We start from the raw sequence: 23,613 nt of genomic DNA on the forward strand, positions 1-23,613 counted from the left end.
TGTATTATTTACAGAATTCGCTTGCTTTGCTGTTAAAAGTATTGAATTCACATAGCGGTTGATACCAAGGGAAATGGAACCACTCGATAGGGTAGCCTTGTTGTAAGGACTCTTCAAAGTTCACTAAGGCTGATTCAAATTGTTTGGCATTGGTATTTACAACAGTGGCAGTGTAGAAATAAAAATCTTTATCTTCATTATTCACAACAACAGAGTTCAGCATTTTAAGCGCGCTCATATGATCACCAACCTGACTGTGAGCTTGCGCTTTTTCTAATAATTCTCGAGCACTAGGCTGTGTAATGGCTTTATTTATTATTTGTAAGTAATAAATATGAGCTTGTTCGATCTGATGATTAACGCTTAGTAAATCGGCATAATTTAGTTTTATACCGTTATTATCAGGGGCCAACTCAAGTGCTTTTTGCGCGTAATAAAGGGCTTTCTCGGGCTGTTGATCAAGCCACAAAGCTAAACTTAAATTACTGTAATCGATAGGCGTTTGTGAGGTTTCAATAAAAGATAAGTAATATTGAATGCTTTTTTTATAATCACCTTGTCCGACATAAATATCTGCCAGTAATTGATTGGCAAATAAATCATCAGGTAATACATTCACGACTTTATTGGTCTCGGTTAACGCCTGCTCTAAATCGTTATCGAGGTAATACAGATAAGCTAGCGACTTCCTAAGCGTTAAAGTAGGTTTTAGCTCAAGAGATTGTAGGTAGTAAAGTTTTGCTTCGCTAAATTGATTTTGCGAATAATGCCATTTACCTAATAAGCTGTAATACTGACTGAGGTCTTTAAGTTTAAATTGCTCAATAATTGCTCTAGCCTTTTCCCAATCTTGTTGTGCCAAATATAAGCTATATAAATCAATTAAGTATGATTCACTTTGCTTATAATGACTAGGTGAAGCGGCTAATAAAGCCTCAAGTTGAGTCAAGAGCAGGGGGTTGCCATCAATGTGATAAGTATTAAGGGCGATTTCGCGATATAAACTATAGGCGCTATAAATTTTATTGTTTTGGCTCAGTAGAGTTGCGAGCTGTGTTAACGCTTTATCGTCGCTATCGCTTTTTATTTCACCATTTAAAAAAGCCTGTTTAATGCTTAAATATTGCTGATAATTTTGCTCATCACCACTGCTGAGTTTATTTTGCACATCATTATTAACGGTTATTTGCTCAAGCAAGGTTTGGCTAAAGGTATATAAACTGGTGAAGTTTTCGACATTGAGTTGGCCTGATTTTTCACTATGTACATACCAATTGGGGCCGCGGTAGGATTTTAATTTTACTTGGCAAAATATTTTGTCGCAGCGAATGGTTGGCATAATGATTTCGGTAGCCCCCAATTCGTTACCAGCAATAGCAAGTTGCTCCTGTTGGCTTTTATCGCTCAGTGCCGCAATTAAGCGTGCGTCTGCTTCGGGTAATAATTTGTAATGACTATTTTGGATAAGAAATTGGCTTAAAGAATCATCGATTGTAAGGGCAAAGTTAGCCTCGACAGGATTTAATGCCAGTGTTGGTAGTAATAGCACCGTTTCTTTTTTATCTTGAGCTGAAAAATTAAAAAATAGGCCTATCGCTGTCAGTATCACAGTAGTAAAAGCTGCTAGCAGTATGCGATTTTTAGGCTTTTTTTGCACCGGTAGCATGGCTTGTGTCATGGCTTGGGTACTATCGTCGGCCATATCAAAGTCTTGCGCTATCATTTGCAATTGTTCAAGTACAATTTCGCACTGTGCTGGGCGCTGTTGTTTTTTTACCTCAACTAATTGATTAAGCAAGGTTGCAAGTGCATCTGGAAGTAGCGGCAATAGGCTATGCGCGTCTAACTTAGGTTGATTAAAAAAGTCACCAGTTAATGTACTTTGTTTGCTGACATAAGGATGACGATTAAAAAATAGGTCGTAGGCAAGTAACCCTAAACAAAATAAATCAGTTTGGTGATCAAGCGGTTGGTCTGATTGATGCTCGGGGGATACCGTTAAGTGAGAGCAATAATTTACGCTAGATTGCTGCGAGCTTGCAAGGTTTACGCTAATGCCAAAATCGAGCAGTTTGACTTCGTTTTGATAGCTAATGACTACGTTACTGCTTTTTAAATCACAGTGAAAGACACCTCGGCTATGTGCATGGCATAGGGCTTGGGTAATGCCGATTAGAATATCGAGTTTACATCTTTCATCAGGGTGTTGATTTTTTAAATAAGACTTTAATGTTTCGCCAGAAACATATTCCATAATAATAATGGTGTGATCAAGATGCTCAAGTACATCATAAACTTGTACTATATTGGGGTGATTAAGCGCCGCTAAGTTTTTCGCTTCTTCTGTGCTGTGTGGATGTGAGCGTAAGGAACAAATTTTTATCGCAACAGGGCGTTTAAGGCGTGTATCTTGACCTAAATAGACTTCACCCATACCACCTTTACCAATTGGCTTTTCGATGGCATAGCCTTTTTCTTTAATAAAAAGTGTCAGGGCAGAAATCACGTATAACTCGCTTTTTTATTTTTTATATCAATAAATGAAACATAGCAACTGCCTGTTATTTCATAATTAATCAACGCATATGCATTTATAACACTACAGTATTTCGAAGGAAAGTTGTTTCAATTTTTACCTCCGCTAGTTGCTTTATTTTTGAGCGTTTAATGGCTGGTTTCTCTATTTTGCAATTTATGTATTTGAAACTGTCTTATCAGTAGGAGTATTAATGTAATTAAAAGTGGTGCCAAGCTAGCCAAATTTAACGAGCGCCAACCAATTTTAGCTTCTAACCAGCCAGCTCCTAGTGCTGAAATAGTCACCATGCTAAAGACCAAAAATTCGTTAGTCGCTTGGCTTTTGGCTTTTTCAGCAGGTTGATAGCTTTGCGTGACCATTTGGGTGGCGCTGATAAACATAAAATTCCACCCCACGCCAAGTAAAAATAAGGCGGCTAAAAAGTGAATATGACTGATGCCGAGCAAATTAATTGTAACGCAAGCCACCATGAGTAAGGTGCCAAAAACCATGGTATTAAGTTGGCCGATTTTCTCAATTAATTTTCCAGTAAAAAATGAAGGCAAAAACATACCAAGCACATGCCATTCAATTACAAGGGCCGATTGTGCTAAATCAAAACCATGACGATGCATTGCAAGTGGTGTTGCGGTCATTAATAAATTCATTAATGTGTACGATACCATGGCAACAAATACAGCAATGATAAACTGACTTTGTTTGATTATTTGGCTTAGTTTGCGAGCGGGAGCTGCGGTGGTTGTTAATGTGACGCTTTGAAAGCGTACAAATTGCAGTAAAATAATGGCTAAACAATACAAGGCTGCTAAGGCTAAAAAAGTGGCGCTGTAGTTGATGGATGTAAAGTAGTGATCAATCCAAATCGCAAGGTTAGGCCCAATTACAGCGGCAATAACGCCACTTGCCATGATCATCGAAATTGCTTGGCTTGGTTTTTCTGGGCAAGCTTCTATTGCAGCAAAACGGTATAAGGTCGCAAATCCTATTCCAACCCCAATCAAACCAGTTGCGAAACAAAAGAGGACAAAATGGCTAAGTTCGAGTGCATACCAACCTAATAACGCCCCAAGAATGCCAATGCTATTACCTATGGTAAAGCCTATTCTGCGCCCCGTTTTGGCCATTAATAATGATGCTGGAATGGTCGCCAGTAATAAACCAAAACATTGCGTCGCAACAGGTAATGTAATCCAACTGACTGAGGGGCTAATTTTTTGACCAATTAAAGCCGTAATCGCAACTAGCATAATGTTGCCAGTCACAATAAGGCCTTGGCAAAAAGCGAGGATAAGCACGTATCTGTTCACAACAACCTTTACTTTTATTATTTGATTTAGGCATTGATAAAACTGTTTGTTATAAGCAATAACAACAGGGCGTAATGAAGCTAGACACTTTAATTAATATTTACGTTAAACTAAAGTCTATTTTATTTATAAGTGAATGGTATTGATGCGACATCAAATTTGGCAGCAACTAAAAGTAGAAGCGACTGAGCTAGTAAAAAAAGAACCTTTACTCGCAAGTCACGTTTATTCATGTATTTTGAATCATGAATGTTTAGGATCTGCGCTTAGTTTTATTGTCGCTAATAAGCTCTCGGATGCGGTGGTTTCACCTTTTACTTTTCGTGAATTATTTGATCAGGCTTTTGTTGATTGTGACCGCATGCTTACCCATGTTTCACACGATATTAAAGCAGTAAAAGACCGCGATCCTGCTGCTGATAGTTACTTAAGTATTTTGTTAAATTTAAAGGGCTTTCAAGCAATCCAAGTTCACCGACTTGCTCATTGTTTATGGCGCCAAGACCGTAAAGAGCTTGCTCGTTTTATCCAATCACGTAATTCAGAAGTGTTTGGTGTTGACATTCATCCAGCCTGTAAAATCGGCCATGGCATTATGTTTGACCATGCAACAGGCATTGTTATTGGTGAAACAGCAGTGATTGAAGATAATGTATCGATTCTACAAGGTGTAACCTTAGGTGGTACAGGCAATGAGCAAGGTGATCGTCATCCTAAAATTCGCGAAGGCGTGATGATAGGTGCTGGCGCCAAGGTTTTAGGTAATATAGAAGTTGGCCAAGGCGCTCGAATAGGTGCGGGCTCTGTTGTTTTAAGCGCTGTTGCACCCCATACCACGGTTGTAGGTGTGCCTGCAAAAGTTGTGGGCAGGCCCTGTAATCGTCCAGCTGAAACCATGGATCAAAATGTACTTGAGCAATCCGATGACTCTTTGACCAGCGCACTGCTTTAATGAGTGAATCTCTTATCCAGATCTGAGGCTAAGTAATGAAGCTGATTAAATTTAAGTGCAACAAAAAAGCCCCGATGGGGCTTTTTTAGTTTTGGTTATTACAACCTTTTAATAAACGATAGTTTAAACTTTAAATTCATCAACCGAACGACGTAATTCCTCAGCTAGGCTCGCAACTTCTTGGCTTGAACTTGAAGTTTGGTTTGCACCTTCAGCAGTTTGTTCTGCTATGGCAACAATAGACTCAAGTCGTTCACTAATTTCTTGGGATACATGATGCTGCTCTTGCGCTGCAGACGATATTTGCTCACTGACATTATGTGCCCGTGATACCGAAGCTGTAATAAGTTCAAGTGCTTGGCTTGCTTGCTCTGACTGTGTTACACAAAACTCAGCTTGTTCTTTTCCTTTGGCCATTACTGATACCGCCGCTTGTGCGCCGGTTTGTAATGATTCAATCATTGATTGAATTTCTTGCGTTGATTCTTGCGTTTTACTTGCAAGTGAGCGAACTTCATCAGCTACTACCGCAAAGCCACGGCCTTGCTCACCAGCACGAGCCGCTTCAATGGCAGCATTTAGCGCTAATAAATTTGTTTGCTCTGCGATGCCACGAATAACATCTAAGATGCGCCCAATTGATGCACTATCTTTATGTAGTTTATCGATGACGATTGATGCACCTTCAACTTCTTGTGCAAGTTTTTCAATAGTTTCTTTATTACGTGCCGAAATGGTTTTAACACGTTCTGCTTCACTATCAGCATGACGAATTTCATTGAGTGCTTCTTGTGCACTATGAGTTACCGCTTGTGATGTGCTGCTCATTTCAGTTGTTGCAGTGGCCGCTTGTTCAACTTGCGCGCGTTGATTTTCAATCGCTTGGCTAGATTCTGCTGTAATAGCAGATGTTTGCTCAGAAGCTGCAGCAAGTTGAGTCGAGCGTGAAATAATGCCTTGAATTAGGTCGCGTAAGTTATCAATTACACGGTTACAACTGCGTGCTAATTCACCAAACTCATCAGTACCGCTGTCATTGAGTTTTTGTGTCATATCACCAGAGGCCACAATTTCTAGAATAGAGTTAACTTCAGCAAGTGGTTTAACGATACGTTGTACCGTGAGGTAAGCAATAATCACTGCTAACAATGCACCAATGATCATACCTAACCAAGTCCATAAGTTAGCTGATGCTACGTCGTTGTTGACATCACTTTGTAAATCAAATGCTAATTTGCTTGCAAGTGATACTAACTGATTAAGTTGTTTTAAAGCAGCAATCGTTTTTTCTTCAGAGATTTCAAGTTCTCTGATTGAAGCTGCTTGCGCTGCTAAATGGCGTAACTTTTTATCTGCTAAAGAGTTTTGGCTTAAAATAACATCTTTAACTTGATTGAAATGACCTGTTAGGTCTTTCATTAAACCAGGATCTTCGTTGCTTAATGCTGCTTTAACGAGCTGATAACCTTCTTCTAGTTTTTCTACGCTGAATTTTTGTTCGTTATGTAGGGTGTCTAAAATTTGGTCATTTTTAACATTAATTAAATCTGTACTGGTGCTCACTAAAGATAAAAAGCGAGTTTCCATACTGCTTGCTGCTTCAAATGCCTCCGGAGATAGTGCTTTTAAATCAACACTATCGATAATATCGAGTACCGCGGTACTTGCATCTTCAGCGGCAGTTTCAAGTGTGGATAGTTGTTCTTTTAAATTTGCATGAATCGATAAAACTGAGCGTTTTTCTTGTTGTAACAAATTTACATGTTTAAGGAAATCTTGATAAGTAGTGTTAATTTGTTTACTTGTTTGGCTTAAGTCAGCACTGTCGCGTACTACATTACTAAGCTTGTCGCTTGATGTGGAATAGCGTTGTTGGGCTTGTTGGTACTTATTCTTAAGCGTATCGAGTTCTTGAACTGTCTCGCTGTAGAATATTTGCAGAGCATGTTTGCTCATTAAGGTAAACTCAACTTGTAAAGTTGAACTTTCTTCTAATGCAGGTAATGAAAGTTGATTAACCTGTTGAGCCGACCCATTTATATTCGAAATTTTCCCTAATGAATTCAATCCGATTAAAATCAGTAATAAAGTTATAAAAACGAATCCAAACCAGATCCGCTGACTAACTGTCAGATTCATAAGTATTCCCGTGTACATTTCAAGCTATTGTAAGTTATTTAATTGTATCGGCAGCAAAACAGATAAATTAAATGGTTACTTTCAATTTAACAGATAATTTGGCTTTGTGCAGTAATCGCGAGATATTTAGAGACTTTTTTGTTGGGTTCTTTGCTGTGTTTCTAAATTAAGCGCTGTCAGTGCTTGACCCCAAACACAACCAGTATCAATCGCTTGAAATTGATTAGAGTTGGTTTTGCCCTCTAGTGCTGCCCAATGGCCAAAAATGACGGTTAAATCATTTAAACTAGATGCACGTGGTAACTCAAACCAAGGAATAAGCGGAGAATCCTGAGCTGGTGAACCTTTGCTACTTAAGTCCATTTTAAAATCAGAGGTAAAATAGCGCATACGGGTAAACGCATTGATGGTGTAGCAAAATTTTTCTATTTCTGTTTTGGCATCTTGCCATCGAGTAGGGCCATTTTGATACATATTGGCAAGATAGTAGCGGGCATCTTTACCTTGGTAAGCTTGCTCTGCGATTTTTGCGGCCTTTAAAGCTTGTGCTAGCGTCCATTCAGGACTTAAGCCTGCGTGGCAAACAAGGCTATTAAATTCGGGTAAAAACAAAGCTAAAGGCCGTGCTTGCAAATATTCAATGAGCTCATTACGGTCAGGAGCGGTAAAAATATCAGCAAGAAGATCTTTTGGGTTAGGTTGTTTATTGAGTAAAAATGTACTGATTAAGTGGAGGTCGTGATTACCTAATGTGGTTTTTACACTAGAAGCGTTATCTTTAATAAAACGTAAACATGATAAAGAATCAGGCCCACGAGCAACAATATCACCCACTAAATAAAGAGTGTCTTGGCTTGGGTTAAATGCAAGTGTTGCCAAGATTGCCTTAAATTCTTTAAAGCAACCTTGTAAATCGCCAATAACGTACTGAGCCATTAATGAACGAGGTTTGGAGTACTTAAACGAAACACAGGGATAGGTGCGTTGAATTCAGTACCAAACTCATTACGCATACAATAATGACCTTGCATGGTGCCAAGTGGTGTATCGAGTACTGCGCCGCTGCTGTAGGTATAGCTTTCACCTGGTGCAATATTTGGCTGTTCGCCAATTACACCTTCGCCTTCAACTTCGGTTTCTTTGCCATCTGCATCAGTAATTAACCAATAACGGCTTAGTAGTTTTGCACTACAAAGGCTGTGGTTTCTTATCGTGATAGTATAAGCAAATACAAACTTATTTCTGTCTGGTTCCGATTGGCCTTCAATGTAGAACGTTTCTACCTGAACTTTAATCGGAGAGCCTAAATTACTGCTTGTTGTCATATAACCAGTTTGCTATGTCAATGTATTGATCTAACGAAAGATTTTCAGCTCGAGCTTTGCTATCTAACCCAAGCTCAATCATATCATCAGTGGTGAGTAGGTTCGATAAGCTATTGCGAATTGTTTTACGGCGTTGATTAAACGCTTCTAAACAGACGGTATTGAGAATTTTTGTGCACTTAGCACGTAATTGCTCAGGTTTTTTTGGAATTAAGCGTACAACAGCTGAATCAACTTTTGGTGCAGGTTTAAAGCACTCTGGTGGTACTTCAATCACTGGAATGGCATGGCAATAATACTGCGTCATGACACTTAAGCGACCGTAAGCTTTACAATCTGGGCTGGCAACCATACGTTTTACAACTTCTTTTTGCAGCATAAAATGCATGTGTTCAATATGCTCTGCATAATCAAAAAGATGAAATAATAATGGTGTTGAAATGTTGTAAGGTAAGTTACCAAACACTTTTAGTTTTTTGTTTTCTTCAACTAAGGTTGAAAAATCAAAACGCATAGCATCACCTTGATGAACTGTTAATTTTGGTCCTAAAAATGGGTGATGGATTAAACGCTCAACTAAATCTTTGTCAAGTTCAACAACGGTTAAATGACCTGCAATATCAGTAACAGGTTCGGTGATTGCACCTAAACCAGGCCCGATCTCTACTAAACAGTCTTCTGGTTTAGGATCAATCGCGGTAACAATTTTATCGATGATCATGGCATCGTTTAAAAAGTTTTGTCCAAAACGTTTTTTGGCTCTGTGGCCTAAATGTACTTTATCTGTCATTAATTCTGCGCTTTTTTTGTCGCTAAGTGGATGGCTTCTTTGATTGCTAGCTCAAAGCTGCCTACATCGGCGGTGCCTTTACCCGCTAAATCGAGAGCGGTGCCGTGATCAACCGATGTGCGTATAAATGGTAAGCCTAGAGTAATATTGACCGAGTTACCAAAACCTTTGTATTTTAACACAGGTAATCCCTGATCGTGATACATAGCGAGCACTGCATCGGCATTATTTAGGTATTTGTCTTGGAAGAGCGTATCGGCAGGCAGTGGACCAATTAAATCCATGCCTTCACTAATTAACTCTTCCATCGTCGGAATTATGGTAGTGAGCTCTTCAGTCCCTAAATGGCCATTTTCACCAGCATGGGGGTTGAGTCCACAGACAAAGATGCGCGGATTACTAATCGCAAATTTTTCTTGTAAGTCGTGATGCAGTATTTCAGTTACTTTACGTAATCGCTGTGGCGTAATTGCCTTAGAAACATAAGCAAGAGGGATATGCGTAGTGACAAGTGCTACGCGTAATCCTTCGGTTGCAAGCATCATTACAACATCAGGCGTATTTGATTGCTGTGCAAAATATTCAGTATGCCCACTAAATGAAATGCCTGCTTGGTTAATAATGCCTTTATGAACCGGTCCGGTGACAATAGCGGCAAACACCCCTAGCATGTTTTGCTCACAGGCTATGCGTAATGTTTCGAGCACATAAGCACCGTTCGCTTCATCGAGTGTGCCTGCAATTGCAGGAGTTGCCATGTCCACTTGGTGAATATAAAGCGTACCTGCTTGTTGGCAAGTGATGGCTTCATCTGGATTGAACGGCAAAAGAGTGAGCGGCAAATTAAGTTGTGCAGCGCGCTGTTGCAGTAGGTTGCCATCAGCGATGGCAACCAGCTGCGCAGGCCATTGGCGCTGCGCAAGTGTAATGAGTAAATCAGGACCTATGCCTGCAGGTTCACCTGGGGTAATTGCGATTCTAAGCGTCATATTTACTCATCAACCAAAATTTCTATGTGTGCTTGTTCGCGCATTTCACGCTGCCAAGCAAAGCTTTCTTCTTTAAATTTACGATTAAATAGCATTTGTTGTGCACGGTTTCGCTTAGCAAGTTCTGTTTTATCTGCTATTCGTTTATCAAGCAGTTGCACTATATGCCAACCATAATTTGAGCGAAATGGTTCACTTAATTGATCTTTTTCAAGTGATAACAGGGTATCTCTAAATGCAGGTACATAAGTGCTTGGATCTGTCCAATCGTACTCACCACCTTTTAAAGCAGAACCCTGATCTTCAGAATATTCTTTGGCTAGAGTGGCAAAGTCGGCTTTACCTTCTTTTAAGTCTTTAACAAAACCAGCAAGCATGCTGCGCGCTTTCTCTTCACTTAAAATAATTGATGGTTGAATTAAAATATGACGTGAACGCACTTCTACGGTTTCAACTACTTGACGGCCGCGAATATCTTGCACTTTAATAATATGAAAACCAGCACCCGAGCGAAGTGGGCCAACGATTTCGCCAGCTTTTTTACCTTTAACAGCCTCGGCAAATAGAGTTGGCATTTCGTTGATGCTCATCCAACCTAGTTGACCACCTTCTAATGCTTTTGAACCACCTGATGAAGCGATGGCAATACGTTTAAACTCACTGCCTTCATTTAACAGTTTAATCACTTTTTCGGCACGTACTTTTGCATCTTCAATTTCTTGTGCGTTTCCATCAGCAGGTAGGTCAATCAAAATATGGCCAATATCGTATTCTTCATTGGTTTGACCTTGCTGCTCTAAAATGGTCAATAAGTTTTCAATTTCTTGTAAGCTGATATAAATACGGCGTTCTACATTTGAGCGCAATACTTGTTGTGTGGTCATTTCAACACGCATTTCTTCACGATATGCTTGATAGCTTTCGCCTGATGATTCAATTGTTTTACGCAAATCAGCTAATGTGCCGCCTTGCTCTTTGGCCATCATCATTAACGTTTGATCAAGCTGTGCATCTGAGATTTGCAAACCCATACGCTCAGACATTTGCATTAAAAGCTCTTGATTAATTAAGCGCTCAATTGCTTGTAAGCGCAGTGCGTCATCGGTTGGAAGTGATTGACCATCAGTGAGCGCTCGGCTTTTTACGCGATTAATAATGGTATCGATTTCACTTTGCAGCACCACGCCTTCATTGACGGTTGCGACAACTTTATCAATTTGAACTTCTTTGGCTACAGCCGGTAGGTTAAGACCTAAGGTACAAAGTACGGTGAATACTAATGTTTTTAACTTCATTGTTGTTAATTCTTGCTTTAGTTATTGAGGAAATATGGGCGGCGGTAATTAAAGATACCTTGCTGTAAGAGCTTTTGAGCATCATAACTGCTTTTTCCACCGAGTCCTTTAAATACGAAATTAAACCGAATTCCTGAATCAAATACGGCACCATCTTGATCTATCCCAGTAATAGACTGATTTAAATCTGTTTCAATTTGTCTATGACCGGTTACTTGAAATGCCCAACAACAGGATTGGTATTGCAAACCGGTGAGTAATTCTACGCTACGACCTGTTTCTAAATCGCGATGAAAACTAGCGATAAAATGCCAGTTTTGGTTTATTGGCATACTGGTAAACAAACCCATTTGCTCAATTCTATTGCCAGAAACATCATTTGAAAAGCGATGATTCACTTGCACAAGTTGCTTGTCATCTCCTTTGTAATCTAAGGTGATATGCGATTGAATAATTTGTTTGCCTTCGTTGTCGTATTGCACGCCTGTTGATAAATACCAACGGCGATGCCAATGTAACATGGCTTCAGCTGCAAAAAGAGCATTATATGTGCTTTGCGTACTTAAGGTTGCCGCACTCGCAGTTAATTTTTGCTCAGATGGCTTTGCCTCATCCGAAAGGTAAAATATCTGACCCACGCTGAGGTTAAATAGTTCCTCATTTTGCTGACTAAAAACCCGTGTTGTAGCACCTAGGGTAAATTGATTGGCACTGGCGATACGGTCAACACTTGAATAACGTTGGTCGCGAAACAGGCCAAAAAAATCGTCTTGTAACTTGGTGGTATCGTACAGGCCAATATTATCTTGTGCTTTATTTGGCACGTAGAGGTACTGTAATTGTGGTGTTAAGGTTTGCAGGCCATTTTCAACCAACCAATCGGTTTCACGTTCAAAATTAATTTGGCTGTATAAACGAAGTTTAGGCAAGGTACGACTAACACTTTCTTCAAATGAAGTATCGGTAAAATCACCTTTTTGCTGATAGTTAGTTTGTAACAAACTCAACTCAGACAAAAACGACCAAGCATAATCCTGAAAAAGATATTGTGCTTTAGGTTCGATGTGAAGTCGTGTTGCTTCATTTAGGGCGAGTTCAGTATTTTTAAAATGACTCAGCTCACCATTAAGCGTTAAATTTAGCCCTTGCCAAACAAAAGGATTGGTTTGGGAAAAGCTAATTTGCGGATAAGCAGAGTAGGAGCTTAAGTGATCACCTAATACTTCAAAGTTTTGCACTTTAATATCAGTTTGCCAACGCTCACCCATGTAAGAGAGTAAACCGGTTCGATAGAGTTGGGTATCGGTTTTATTGGCGTAATCTGAGCCTAAATCTGTAAGGTAGTTATCATCACTAATATTAGTGACATCAATCGAAGCCCGCCATTGCTCGTTTAGCTGTGAGCTTTGTTGCCAATGAAATAAATAACGTTCGTCTAAAAGTGGCTCGGAATCATCTTTGTTTAGGTATTCAAGCGCAACTAAACCGTGATGTTGCTCAGTTAAATAACGAAATTCCGTTTGTAATTGCAGCCCGATGTTAGACATATAACGAGGGGTGATCGTGGCGTCGTAATTGGGTGCAATATTCCAATAATATGGGGTTTTTGTTTCAAGACCAAAGCGATCGGAACTGCCGATACTCGGTGCTAAGAACCCTGATTTTCGCTGGTCATTAATTGGATAGGTAAAATAAGGTAAATATAAAATCGGTGTATCATAAATTTTTAAAACCGCATCATAGGTCTCACCCCAGCCTTCTTCTTGTGAAAGGCGAATGCGAGAGGCTGAAATTGACCACGTTTCGTTTTCTGCAGGGCAGGTCGTATAGCTGGCATTAAATAAATTTAGTTCGCTACTGCCAATTGATAGCTTTTCGGCTTTACCCCGGCCTTGCTGCTGAGTGAGCTGATACTGCGCACCGAGTAAGTTAAGGTCGTTATTGGTTAAATTCGCATTGAGCCCTGAGCTTGAAATAATCGATTGCTGATCTTGAAATACAATTGGGCCACGAGCATCAAGTAAACCTTGAACTTGATCAATCAACGCCGATTGTGCCAAAAGGGTCATGCTGGGTGAATTTATTTGTACGTCACCAGTAAATTCAGCACTTTGCACACCTAAAACTTCTACGTGGTCAGCTTGGATATCCATGGTATTTGCGGCTAAACCATTGAGCGGTTGCCAAACTGGGGTCGAAAGTGAAGCTTTACATAAAGCAGGTGTAGCTTCAGCATTGGCTGTTGTTGTGTGGCAAAGGCCTGGAAACAACAATAAGCCCCAAAGTTTGTTCATTTATTAACCTTAATGCTCAGGTGGTTAGGAGAAGGGCTGTATAATAAAACAATTTTAAATATTTCTCTAATGAATGAAATTGTTATGATAGTAAAAAAATGTAATTTTGTGACCTATGACTGAAAGAGAAATCCATTTAAATGCGTTTTTAAGCCAGCAAAATTTCCTTGCTGATAGCCAACTTGTTGTTATCACGGGTGATGCAAGCTTTCGAAAATATTATCGCATCACGACAGCTGGACAGAGTTTCATTGTGATGGACTCGAATCCTGATGTGGTTAATAACCACCCTTTTATTGCTTACAATAGGTTGTTTAGTACTCAAGGTTTACGGTTACCTAATATTCTTGCATCAGATGAGCAGTACGGTTTCTTCTTATTAGAAGATTTGGGTTCAGTTCATCTAGCTGATTTATTAGCATCGAATCAAAAAATTAATTATTACCAACAACTAATTGATTTATTGCCTCTTATTGCTAAAACGCCGGCAGATGTAACAATGCGCAAATACGACGGCGAGTTTGTTGCTTTTGAACTTAATATTTTTAAAGAGTGGTTAGTTGAGGGCGTATTAAAACGCCGTTTTAGCAATGATGAAGATGCATTGTGGCAATCTGTCGTATCCCTTTTAACGGATAATTTGTTAAATCAACCGCAAGTGACAGTGCACCGTGATTACCATAGCCGTAATTTAATGTATTACCAAAACCAATGGGTGGTAATTGATTATCAAGATGCCGTCACTGGGCCTGTGAGCTACGATTTAGTCTCGCTACTGCGAGATTGTTATCATCAACTTACTGCCGATGAATTTAGCCAATTATTCGATTATGGCTTTAAGGTATTACAGGATTTTGGATTATTACCCAATGTCAGTCCTGCGCAATTTCGCCGTTGGTTTGATTTAGTTGGCGTGCAGCGTCATTTAAAAGCAGCGGGGATTTTTTGTCGATTATTACTACGCGATCACAAAGCAGGTTATGTGCCTGCGATTTTACCCACTTTAGAATATGTGGTCGCGGTAGCAAAAGATTACCCCGAACTTGATGCATTACAACACTGGCTGAGCCAAACGCTTATGCCGAGTTTAATTGAGGTATTATGAAAGCAATGATTTTGGCCGCAGGGCGTGGAAAACGCATGATGCCTTTAACTGCCGAACAACCAAAACCGATGTTAACTGTGCAAGAAAAACCATTAATTGTTTATCATTTAGAGCGTTTACGTGCGGCAGGTATTACTGAGGTAATAATAAACCTTGCGTGGTGCGGTGAAAAAATTCAGCACTATTGTGGTGATGGCAGTCAGTGGGGTTTAACAATTCATTATTCACAAGAGGTGGCTGAGGGTCTTGAAACCGCTGGGGGTATTATTCAAGCCTTACCTTTACTTGGTGATGCCCCTTTTTTGGTGATTAATGGCGATATATTCACCGATTATGATGTCAGTAGTTTAACTCAGTTACAGCTCGATGACGGCCACGCACATTTAGTTTTAGTCGAAAACCCATCGCATCATCCACAAGGTGATTTTGCCTTTGCGCAAGGTCATTTGGTTGCCAATAGTGAGCCTCGTTTCACCTTTGCTGGAATTGCGTTGTACCATCCTACTTTTTTTGCCGGCTTACCTGTAGATTTTCGCCCTTTAGCGCCATTACTTAGGGCTAAAATGGCCGAGCACAAAGTACATGGCGAACGGTATTTAGGAGTGTGGGTTGATGTGGGCACACCAGAACGGCTAGCCGAACTTAATATAATACAAGGACAACGTAATGTGGGGTAAGGTACTTGGCACTATTTTTGGCTTTTTGTTTGGCCGTTGGCTTGGGGCTATTTTAGGTTTTTATCTCGGCCATATGTTTGACCGTTCGATAAAACAAAATTTTGATAAAGTGGGGGGCTTTCAATCGCTGTTTAAAGGCGAAGAAGTGAGTGAACGCCAAGCGTTATTTTTTTATACCTGTTTTTCGGTAATGGGCCACATAGCTAAATCGAATGGTCGAGTGAGTGAAATTCATATCAAAGCCGCAGGTGTTTTTATGGATGAAATGCAACTGCAAGGCGAAAGTCGTCAAGAAGCGCAAGATGCATTTCGAGCTGGTAAAAGTAATGATTTTGCCTATAAAGAAACACTTGATGAATTTAAGCAGCGCTTTCGTGGTCGGTTTGATTTGTTGCAGTTATTTCTAGAAATTCAAATTCAAATGGCTTTTTGTGATGGCGTATTATCTGATAACGAAAAAGCGTTATTGCAGCAAGCAGCTAAAACCTTAGGGTTTTCAAGTAGTCATTTTGCATTTATTTTAAAACGTTATCAGGCTGAATTTAAGTTTAATCAACAGCGTCAGCAATTTCATGGCAAGTATAATAATCAGCAGCGTCAAACGAGCAATGCTCAATCAGCAATGGATCGCGAGCAAGCGCTTGCGGTGCTTGGTGTGAGCCAAGATGCGAATGCAGCTGAAATCAAAAAAGCATATCGTAAATTGATGGGACAACATCACCCTGATAAATTAGTATCACAAGGGTTACCGCAACATTTAATGGAAGTAGCGAAACGAAAAAGCCAAGATATTCAAGCTGCTTATGAGTATTTGAAAAAAAATCCTGCTTAGTTTTTGTGAAACTACAAGCCTGATTTAGTTAAAAAGCCATAAATTTCTTTTGTTAAACGAGCCTGTTGTTGCGGGCTTGTTTGACTGTTAAATAACTCGCGTTGGCGATAATTTAATTTATGTTCACGCGTTGCTATGATTTTTCGTTGAGACAGTGTCTCTTTTACTAAGCTGCTATCTGCGGTGCTGAAAATATCAAGCACGGGCGGTTTTACCTTGGCGAAATTTTGATTAAGTAATTCATTTTTAGCGCGATCAGGTAAATAGCTACTCAAAAAGATCAGCGCATCCACTTCTTCTTCGGGGGTTTTTGCAAAATAATCGACTAATAATGTTGAGGTTGCGCCTTGAGCAATTACGATAATAAACCCCGGATGGCCGAGGGCTGTTTGATACACAGCTTTAAAACGGCTCATAAGTTGTAACTGATATGCGTTGAGCGCATCGGAATCAAGTCGCTCAGCGTCAGGAGCATGAAAAAGGGTGTTATCAGCCTTTATTTCTTGTTGATAAAAAGCGATAGGATCAGGAATGTTCATGGCGTAACTTACCCAACCATATTGATTTAAGGTTTTGCGCAGCGAGTCTAGGCCATAATAATTATTTGCAGGTAATTGCCAGTCAGGCATTAAAATGACGATGCCTTTGGCCATAGCAGAAGTACGGTCGCGAAATAAAGTAGCAAATTCAGTTTCACCGGCAAGCACCATTTTAATTTCATCACCACGGTAATAATGAAATTGGTCTTGTTGGAAAATACTTTCAAGTGAGTCAGGTGCTTTTATCTCTAACGCCTGTGCAGCAAAAAGATTAAGACTCCAAATTAACAACAATAGGTATCGCACGCTCAATCCACCTTGATGGAACAATGATTCACTATCGGCCTAAAAAACAAAAAGTTGAGTTTTTTATCTACGTTTAGCTGCGCTAGCAGGTTCAAGAGTTTAGCTGCGTTAAAAAGGGCACGGTGCAGTAAACTCTAATGCTTGAGCTGTTACTGGGTGCGTAATTGCAAGCCACTCGGCATGTAATTGTAAGCGGCTGGCCATTTGAAATGCTTCAGGGTGAGCATAGAGCTTGTCTCCTAAAATAACATGGCCTTGCGATAACATGTGGACCCGAAGTTGATGTGAGCGCCCTGTAATAGGCGTTAACGCAACTCGTGTGGCATGTTCTTCGTAATTGAGCACTTGCCAATGAGTAAGTGACGGTTTGCCATATTCAAAGTTAACCATTTGTTTTGGACGGTTAGGCCAATCACAAATAAGGGGTAAATCAACAGAACCTGTTTCGGGCGTTAGTTTGCCAAATACACGAGCAATATAACGCTTTTGTGTTTTTCGGTCTTGAAATTGGCGGCTGACATGGCTGTGGGCAGCTTTGTTAAGTGCTAAACAAATAAGCCCAGATGTGGCCATATCGAGGCGATGCACGATTTTTGCGGTTGGAAATACTCGCTGGGCTCGTTTTTCAAGGCAGTCGGCATGTAATGGATCTTTGCCCGGCACAGTGAGCAAACCACTTGGTTTATTTAAGATTAAAAGGTCTTCATCTTGATAAATAATTTCAAGATATGGAGACATTGGGGGGGAGTAGTTTAGTAACAAGGCCGACCTCTCAGTTAGAAGTCGGCCATTTTAGTGAAATGCTTAGTGAGACACAACAATTAAACGGATAGCGTCTAATTTGAGCTGGGTTTTATCGATGTGTTGGGCTAAATCATTTTGCTGCTTCACAAAAAACCTAATTTCTTCCTCGCGGATATTTGGATTACATTGTTTGAGAGCGGTCAAACGAGCAACTTCATCAGCAAGCGCGACTTCCATATTCGCTTGTGCGCTTGTTTTGAGAGCTTGCATTTGTTGCTCTGCCAAACCTTGTGCTGTGGTAATTAAGCTATGAATTTGCGGTTGTAGTGCATTGACAAGTTTACTACCCGTTTGGCGACCAACAGCTGAAAGTTGTTGGTTAAATCCTTCAAAGCCGACATTCGCTGCAAGATTATTACCTGATTTATCGAGCAAAATACGAATCGGTGTTGGTGGTAAAAAACGACCAATTTGCAGCGAATTAGGTGCTGTTGCTTCGGCAATATAAATCAGCTCAACAAAAAAGGTGCCTGCAGGCAGCTTTTTGTTTTTCAGTAATGCCACTGAGCTTGAGCCAAAGTTATCATCGGCAATCAACTCCATCGCACCTTGTACCATAGGGTGATCCCATGAAATAAAGTGAATGTCTTCTTGCGCAAGTGCAGTTTCACGGTCAAAGGTAACCGTAATGCCATCGTCTTTTAAGCATGGGAATGACGGCACTAACATGTGCTCACTGGGGTGCAGTACAATGCTGTTTTCGCCTTTATCATCTTGATTGACACCAAATACGTCAAAAATCTTGATCATAAACATCGCCAAATGTGTTTCGTTATCACGAGCTGCAATGGCTTCAACTAATTGTTCAGCACGGCCTTGACCACTTGAATGTAGCTCTAACAAACGGTCGCGCCCTTGTTCCATTTTGTTTTTCAGCACTTTGTTTTGCTTTTCAACTTGCTCAAGTAATGGGTCGAGTTCGTCTTCATCACAATTGTGAGTCGCAATAAGTTCAAGTAATTCTTCTGAGAATTGCTGATACAGTAATTGGCCTGTGCTTGAGGTATGCTCAAAACCATTGATCCCTTCGTGATACCAGCGATACAAGACTTCTTGTGCGGTATTAGCAAAATATGGCACATGAATTTGCACATCTTCGGTTTGACCAATACGGTCTAAGCGGCCGATACGTTGCTCTAATAAATCGGGATTAAGTGGTAAATCAAACAATACTAAGGTATGGGCAAATTGGAAGTTACGTCCTTCAGAGCCAATTTCAGAACACAGTAAAACTTGAGCTGCATTATCTTCGCTGGCAAAAAATGCTGCTGCGCGGTCACGTTCAATAATGCTCATGCCTTCATGGAAAACGGCCGCTTTAATGGCTTCGCGTTCACGTAACTCTTGCTCAAGAGTTAAAGCTGTTTGTGCATGGGCGCAAATTACTAGTACTTTTTCGCGTTTTAACTCTAACAATTTATCAATCAGCCAATCGACTCGTGGGTCGAATTTAGCCCATGTAGCGCTACCGCCTTCAAATTCTTGATAAATTTGCTCAGGGAAAAGGGCGCGAAGCGCTCTTTTTTCGGCACTTGGTGATCCACCTAAGTTGCCCATCACTGACATAGCCGTTTGGTACTGTTTTGGCATGGTCATTGGGTGAGCACTGAGTTTTCGCTCTGGGAAACCACAAATGCCCGAACGGCTATTTCTAAATAAAATGCGACCTGTACCGTGGCGATCGAGTAGTTGAGATAATATTTCTTTACGTGCTTGTTCATCACCTTGCGATACTTTGGCTAATAACTCGGTAATGTTTGTGTGCGATAACAAGCCTTCAAGAGTTTCTTGAGCTTGTGCTGTTATGTTTTGCTCAGCCAATAGTTGATTGGCGGCATCGGCTACTTCTTTGTAATGGCTTTCTTCTTCAACAAAGGCGTCGTAATCATAAAAACGATCGGGATCAAGCAGTTTTAACCGGGCAAAATGGCTTTCGTGACCAAGTTGTTCAGGCGTTGCAGTTAATAAAATAAGGCCTTTAATATCTTGGCTGAGCGCTTCGATGCGCAGGTATTCGGTGCTTGGTTTATTTTTGTCAAAACGTAAGTGATGCGCTTCATCAACCACTAGTAAGTCCCAATCTGCCATGGTTGCTTTTTCAAACCAGGTTTTTTTCTTGGTGATGAATTCAAGGCTTACTAAAACGAGCTGTTCTGTTTCAAAAGGATTAAATGAATCGGCATACGCTTCGGTACAGCGCTCTTCATCAAAAATCGAAAACTTTAAGTTAAAACGGCGCAGCATTTCAACTAACCACTGATGCTGAAGGTTTTCAGGCACCACAATCAAAATACGATTTGCTCGTCCGCTTAATAGTTGCTGGTGGATGATCATGCCAGCTTCGATAGTTTTACCTAAACCTACTTCGTCAGAGAGTAATACTCTTGGTGCAAAGCGTTTGCCGACTTCTTCAGCAATATAAAGCTGATGCGGGATTAGGCTCGCGCGAGGACCAACTAAGCCACGCAAAGAGGATTGTTGATTTTGATGCTGGTGCTGCCAAGTTTGATAACGCAAAGTAAAGCGTTCAAAGCGGTCAATTTGCCCTGCAAATAAACGGTCTTGTGGGTGGTTAAATTTGATGAAATGATCTAAAAAAGTTTCTTTTAATTGTGCCGGCTCATCGGTATCAACACGAGTACCGTGATAACACAAAATACCATTTTGTTCAGTGCAAGAGTCAACTAACAACTCCCACTCATCGATAGAACGAATTTTATCCCCTGGATTAAATACAACACGCGTTACAGGCGCTTCTTGAATGGAATAAAGGCGGTTATCGCCTGTGGCTGGAAAAAGTATAGTAACGTTACGGCCTTCAACCGCAACAACCGTACCTAGCCCTAAATCTGATTCAGTATCACTAATCCAACGCTGACCTAAGGAAAAATTCATCGACTCTCTTGACCCTTTTGAAAAAAGGCGGCTATGTTACCCCTAATAAGCCTGCCTTTCACCTGTTATTTTTACTCTCTGAAGGCCTTTAACCTTTAAGCGAGTGGGGTTATGTATTAAATGTAACCACAGCCTTCATTTGACTCAGTTTTTTATTACTAAATTGTAATAAAAACGCCTCTTTTGAGAAATAGACTAAACTTGAAGTAAAGCAGAAAAATCATAAAACAGAAGGAAGGTATTTTATGGGAAAAATGCAAACAGACGAAAAAAAAATGTATGTACTTGATACTAACGTACTCCTCCACGAACCTCTCGCTTTTTTATCTTTTGAAGAACACGATGTAATCATCCCCATGACGGTATTAGAAGAACTCGATCATATTAAAGATCGCAAAAAGGATGTCAGTCGTGATGCACGTGTTGCAATTCGCTCTTTAGAAGGTATTTTGCATAACGCGACTCCTGAACAGATGATTGATGGGGTGGCGCTGCCAAGTACTAGCGTAGATACTCGAGCGCAAAATGGTAAATTGATCATTGTGAATGATCATTTATTTGCTGAAGAAATTTCAGGGTTACCGGGCAATGAAAATGATCATCGTATTATCAATAGTGCTGTGCATCTGCAAAATCAGCATCCAGATGTCAAAGTGGTGCTTGTCACCAAAGATATCAATATGCGTCTTAAAGCCAAAGGAGCTGGACTTAAATTTGTTGAAGATTATCGGACTGATCAACTTATAGATGACATAAGTTTGCTTAGCTCAGGTTATAAAAAATTTAGTGGTGATTTTTGGCAAACTGTGGGGCAGTGTAAAAGCGATCAAGATGGGCGAGAACTACACCATACGGTGACCAAAGATTTAATTGGTGAAGTCTTTATTAATGAATATTTAATTGATGAGACGGGGCACTTTGCTGCTCGAGTTGAGTCGTTTACAGATACAGATGTGACCTTGCTTGATTTAGGCCATGAGCGACTGATGTCTCGTATGGCATGGGGGGTTAGGCCTAAAAATATTTATCAGGCAATGGCGATGAATGCATTGCTCGATACTCATATGGACTTGGTGATTTTAACCGGTCCCGCTGGCTGCGGTAAAACCTTACTTGCATTGGCCTGCGCGCTTGAGCTTGTAATTGAGCAAGGTATTTACGATAAAGTCATTGTGACGCGAAATACGCCAGAGATTGCTGAATCAATTGGCTATTTACCCGGTACCGAAGAAGAAAAAATGGCGCCTTGGCTTGCTGCAATCACCGACTCACTCGAGGTGCTACATAAAAGCGACCAAAATCCGGTTTCAAGTCGCAACTACATTATGGAAAAAGCGAATATTCAGTTTAAGTCGGTTAACTTTATGCGTGGACGTAGCATTCAAAATGCAATAGTGATTTTAGATGAAAGCCAAAACCTCACAGCGGCGCAACTTAAAACCATTATTACCCGCTGTGGCGAAGGTACAAAACTGATCTGCTCTGGTAACTTGGCACAAATAGACAGTAATTACCTAACACCGGTTACATCAGGGTTAACTTATTTGGTTGAGCGCTTTAAAAACTTTGAAGGCAGTGCCACGGTTAACTTAAATGGAGTTGTACGTAGCCGTTTAGCGGCATTCGCTGAAGAAAATTTATAAAACGGTGATAACAGACACGGCATTTGCCGTGTCTGTTATCAAATGGTCAACAATTTGAAAAATTTATAATAATTACTTTAGTAATATCAATATTTAGCTTTATAGTAAGACTTAGCTATTAGATAAACTCGTTATCTGAGTGGTATGAATGATCGAAATGGTAAAACTAGATAACATTGGGGAACAAATGGAACGTGCGTTAATTTTAGTTGTTGATGATGATCCATTAAACCTAGTGGTATTAAAACAAACACTACAAAAATATTACCGTGTTCTCTCTGCCAGTAATGGCCAAGAAGCGTTGGATGTCGTGTCCTCAAATACGATTGATTTAATTTTACTTGATATCAAAATGCCTAAAATGGATGGCTATCAGGTTTTAAAAAAATTAAAAAACTCACCGCAAACTCAGTCTATCCCTGTTATTTTTATCTCTGCAAATGACTCTCATGCTGATGAAGCTAAAGGCCTAGAAATGGGGGCGATGGATTATATAACCAAGCCATTCAGTCCACCAATTGTATTAGTGCGAGTTAAAAACCAGCTCACAATTAAACAAAAAAATGATTTACTTGAAAAGTTAGTTTCTATTGATGGGTTAACCGAAATTAATAACCGTCGTTTTTTTGATGAAAATATTACCAAAGAATGGCGCCGTGCCTCCCGTTCAGGTGAAGAGATGTCAATGTTACTCATTGATATCGACCATTTTAAATTATTTAACGATAATTATGGTCATCGTGCAGGTGATGAGTGTTTAAAAATGGTGGCATCAACATTAAAATCACTGTGCCAACGAGGAAGTGATTTTGTAGCTCGATATGGTGGAGAGGAGTTTGCTGCGGTGTTTTCACCTTGTCATTTAGATGATGCGATTAAACAAGCCGAACGGTTACAAAAAGCAGTGTATGATTTATCAATTCCTCATAAGTTTTCTAGTACAGCCTCGGTTGTCACTATTAGTATTGGGGTTGCAAGTTCGAATTTAAACGGTGTAAACAGTGTTGAGAGTTTAATTGAAATGGCTGATAAAGGACTTTATTTAGCTAAAGATTCAGGTCGAAATCAGGTTAAAAGTTATACTTAACGTTGCAACGCTAACAGCGCAGAATTAACTTGCGATTTACCCCTATTGCTGTTGACGCGTCAATCCATCTTGTTATCTTTAAAATCACTGGTTAA

Annotated in this window: 18 protein-coding genes; 6 read left to right on the top strand and 12 right to left on the bottom strand. The window is 40.1% G+C overall.

All coding sequences use genetic code 11. The features are described from left to right. Positions 1-4: 4 nt before the first annotated feature. Both PTUN_RS04010 and PTUN_RS04015 read right to left on the bottom strand, forming a co-directional pair. Entirely contained in the window at positions 5-2,506 is a 2,502-nt protein-coding gene (locus PTUN_RS04010; protein WP_009838416.1) for a serine/threonine-protein kinase, read from the bottom strand. Positions 2,507-2,664: 158 nt separating this feature from the next. Beyond that, positions 2,665-3,846: an MFS transporter gene (locus PTUN_RS04015; RefSeq protein ID WP_040643831.1), complete on the bottom strand. Its 1,182-nt coding sequence runs from the start codon at positions 3,844-3,846 to the stop codon at positions 2,665-2,667. Positions 3,847-3,991: 145 nt separating this feature from the next. Between PTUN_RS04015 and cysE the strand changes: the two genes are divergently transcribed. After that, positions 3,992-4,798, top strand: a complete 807-nt coding sequence (cysE, locus tag PTUN_RS22390; RefSeq protein WP_040643832.1) for a serine O-acetyltransferase — start codon at positions 3,992-3,994, stop codon at positions 4,796-4,798. 123 nt (positions 4,799-4,921) lie between these two features. Here the strand turns inward: cysE and PTUN_RS04025 are convergent, their stop codons facing one another. The 7 genes from PTUN_RS04025 to lptD all read right to left on the bottom strand — a co-directional run bounded on the left by PTUN_RS04025 (position 4,922) and on the right by lptD (position 13,630). Further along, on the bottom strand, positions 4,922-6,937 hold the full coding sequence (locus PTUN_RS04025; RefSeq protein WP_009838419.1) for a methyl-accepting chemotaxis protein: 2,016 nt from the start codon (positions 6,935-6,937) through the stop codon (positions 4,922-4,924). Between the two features lie 126 nt (positions 6,938-7,063). After that, positions 7,064-7,873: a symmetrical bis(5'-nucleosyl)-tetraphosphatase gene (locus PTUN_RS04030; protein WP_009838420.1), complete on the bottom strand. Its 810-nt coding sequence runs from the start codon at positions 7,871-7,873 to the stop codon at positions 7,064-7,066. Beyond that, entirely contained in the window at positions 7,873-8,262 is a 390-nt protein-coding gene (gene apaG, locus PTUN_RS04035) for a Co2+/Mg2+ efflux protein ApaG (RefSeq protein ID WP_009838421.1), read from the bottom strand. The genes PTUN_RS04030 and apaG overlap by 1 nt, the downstream gene beginning before the upstream one ends. Then, a complete protein-coding gene (rsmA, locus tag PTUN_RS04040; RefSeq protein WP_009838422.1) occupies positions 8,246-9,052 on the bottom strand; it encodes a 16S rRNA (adenine(1518)-N(6)/adenine(1519)-N(6))-dimethyltransferase RsmA in 807 nt (268 codons plus the stop codon). Before rsmA ends, apaG begins: the two co-directional genes overlap by 17 nt. Next, entirely contained in the window at positions 9,052-10,041 is a 990-nt protein-coding gene (gene pdxA / locus PTUN_RS04045) for a 4-hydroxythreonine-4-phosphate dehydrogenase PdxA (RefSeq protein WP_009838423.1), read from the bottom strand. The genes rsmA and pdxA overlap by 1 nt, the downstream gene beginning before the upstream one ends. A gap of 2 nt (positions 10,042-10,043) precedes the next feature. Next, positions 10,044-11,336 (bottom strand): peptidylprolyl isomerase SurA, encoded by a 1,293-nt coding sequence (surA, locus tag PTUN_RS04050; protein WP_009838424.1) that lies wholly within the window; start codon positions 11,334-11,336, stop codon positions 10,044-10,046. Between the two features lie 17 nt (positions 11,337-11,353). Next, complete coding sequence (lptD, locus tag PTUN_RS04055) at positions 11,354-13,630, bottom strand: LPS assembly protein LptD (RefSeq protein WP_009838425.1); 2,277 nt, start codon at positions 13,628-13,630, stop codon at positions 11,354-11,356. Between the two features lie 115 nt (positions 13,631-13,745). On the opposite strand from lptD, the gene PTUN_RS04060 reads away from it, so the two are divergent. Genes PTUN_RS04060 through djlA form a run of 3 tightly spaced genes read left to right on the top strand, consistent with a single transcriptional unit; the run spans position 13,746 to position 16,244 of the window. Continuing rightward, a complete protein-coding gene (locus PTUN_RS04060) occupies positions 13,746-14,735 on the top strand; it encodes an aminoglycoside phosphotransferase family protein (RefSeq protein ID WP_009838426.1) in 990 nt (329 codons plus the stop codon). Then, on the top strand, positions 14,732-15,412 hold the full coding sequence (murU, locus tag PTUN_RS04065) for an N-acetylmuramate alpha-1-phosphate uridylyltransferase MurU (protein WP_009838427.1): 681 nt from the start codon (positions 14,732-14,734) through the stop codon (positions 15,410-15,412). The genes PTUN_RS04060 and murU overlap by 4 nt, the downstream gene beginning before the upstream one ends. Next, positions 15,402-16,244 (top strand): co-chaperone DjlA, encoded by an 843-nt coding sequence (gene djlA / locus PTUN_RS04070; RefSeq protein ID WP_009838428.1) that lies wholly within the window; start codon positions 15,402-15,404, stop codon positions 16,242-16,244. Before murU ends, djlA begins: the two co-directional genes overlap by 11 nt. A gap of 11 nt (positions 16,245-16,255) precedes the next feature. Here the strand turns inward: djlA and PTUN_RS04075 are convergent, their stop codons facing one another. From PTUN_RS04075 to rapA, 3 genes are all read right to left on the bottom strand, one after another. Beyond that, on the bottom strand, positions 16,256-17,089 hold the full coding sequence (locus tag PTUN_RS04075) for a DUF3530 family protein (RefSeq protein WP_157579378.1): 834 nt from the start codon (positions 17,087-17,089) through the stop codon (positions 16,256-16,258). A 108-nt stretch (positions 17,090-17,197) separates the two neighbouring features. After that, a complete protein-coding gene (gene rluA, locus PTUN_RS04080) occupies positions 17,198-17,851 on the bottom strand; it encodes a bifunctional tRNA pseudouridine(32) synthase/23S rRNA pseudouridine(746) synthase RluA (protein ID WP_040643833.1) in 654 nt (217 codons plus the stop codon). A gap of 42 nt (positions 17,852-17,893) precedes the next feature. After that, entirely contained in the window at positions 17,894-20,788 is a 2,895-nt protein-coding gene (rapA, locus tag PTUN_RS04085) for an RNA polymerase-associated protein RapA (protein WP_009838431.1), read from the bottom strand. A 245-nt stretch (positions 20,789-21,033) separates the two neighbouring features. Here rapA and PTUN_RS04090 point away from each other — a divergent pair, with 245 nt between their 5' ends. Continuing rightward, positions 21,034-22,431: a PhoH family protein gene (locus tag PTUN_RS04090; protein ID WP_040643834.1), complete on the top strand. Its 1,398-nt coding sequence runs from the start codon at positions 21,034-21,036 to the stop codon at positions 22,429-22,431. A 148-nt stretch (positions 22,432-22,579) separates the two neighbouring features. After that, positions 22,580-23,518, top strand: a complete 939-nt coding sequence (locus PTUN_RS04095; RefSeq protein WP_009838433.1) for a diguanylate cyclase — start codon at positions 22,580-22,582, stop codon at positions 23,516-23,518. Positions 23,519-23,613 lie beyond the last annotated feature (95 nt).

Source organism: Pseudoalteromonas tunicata (assembly GCF_002310815.1).
In the GTDB taxonomy this organism is placed as follows: Bacteria; Pseudomonadota; Gammaproteobacteria; order Enterobacterales; family Alteromonadaceae; genus Pseudoalteromonas; species Pseudoalteromonas tunicata.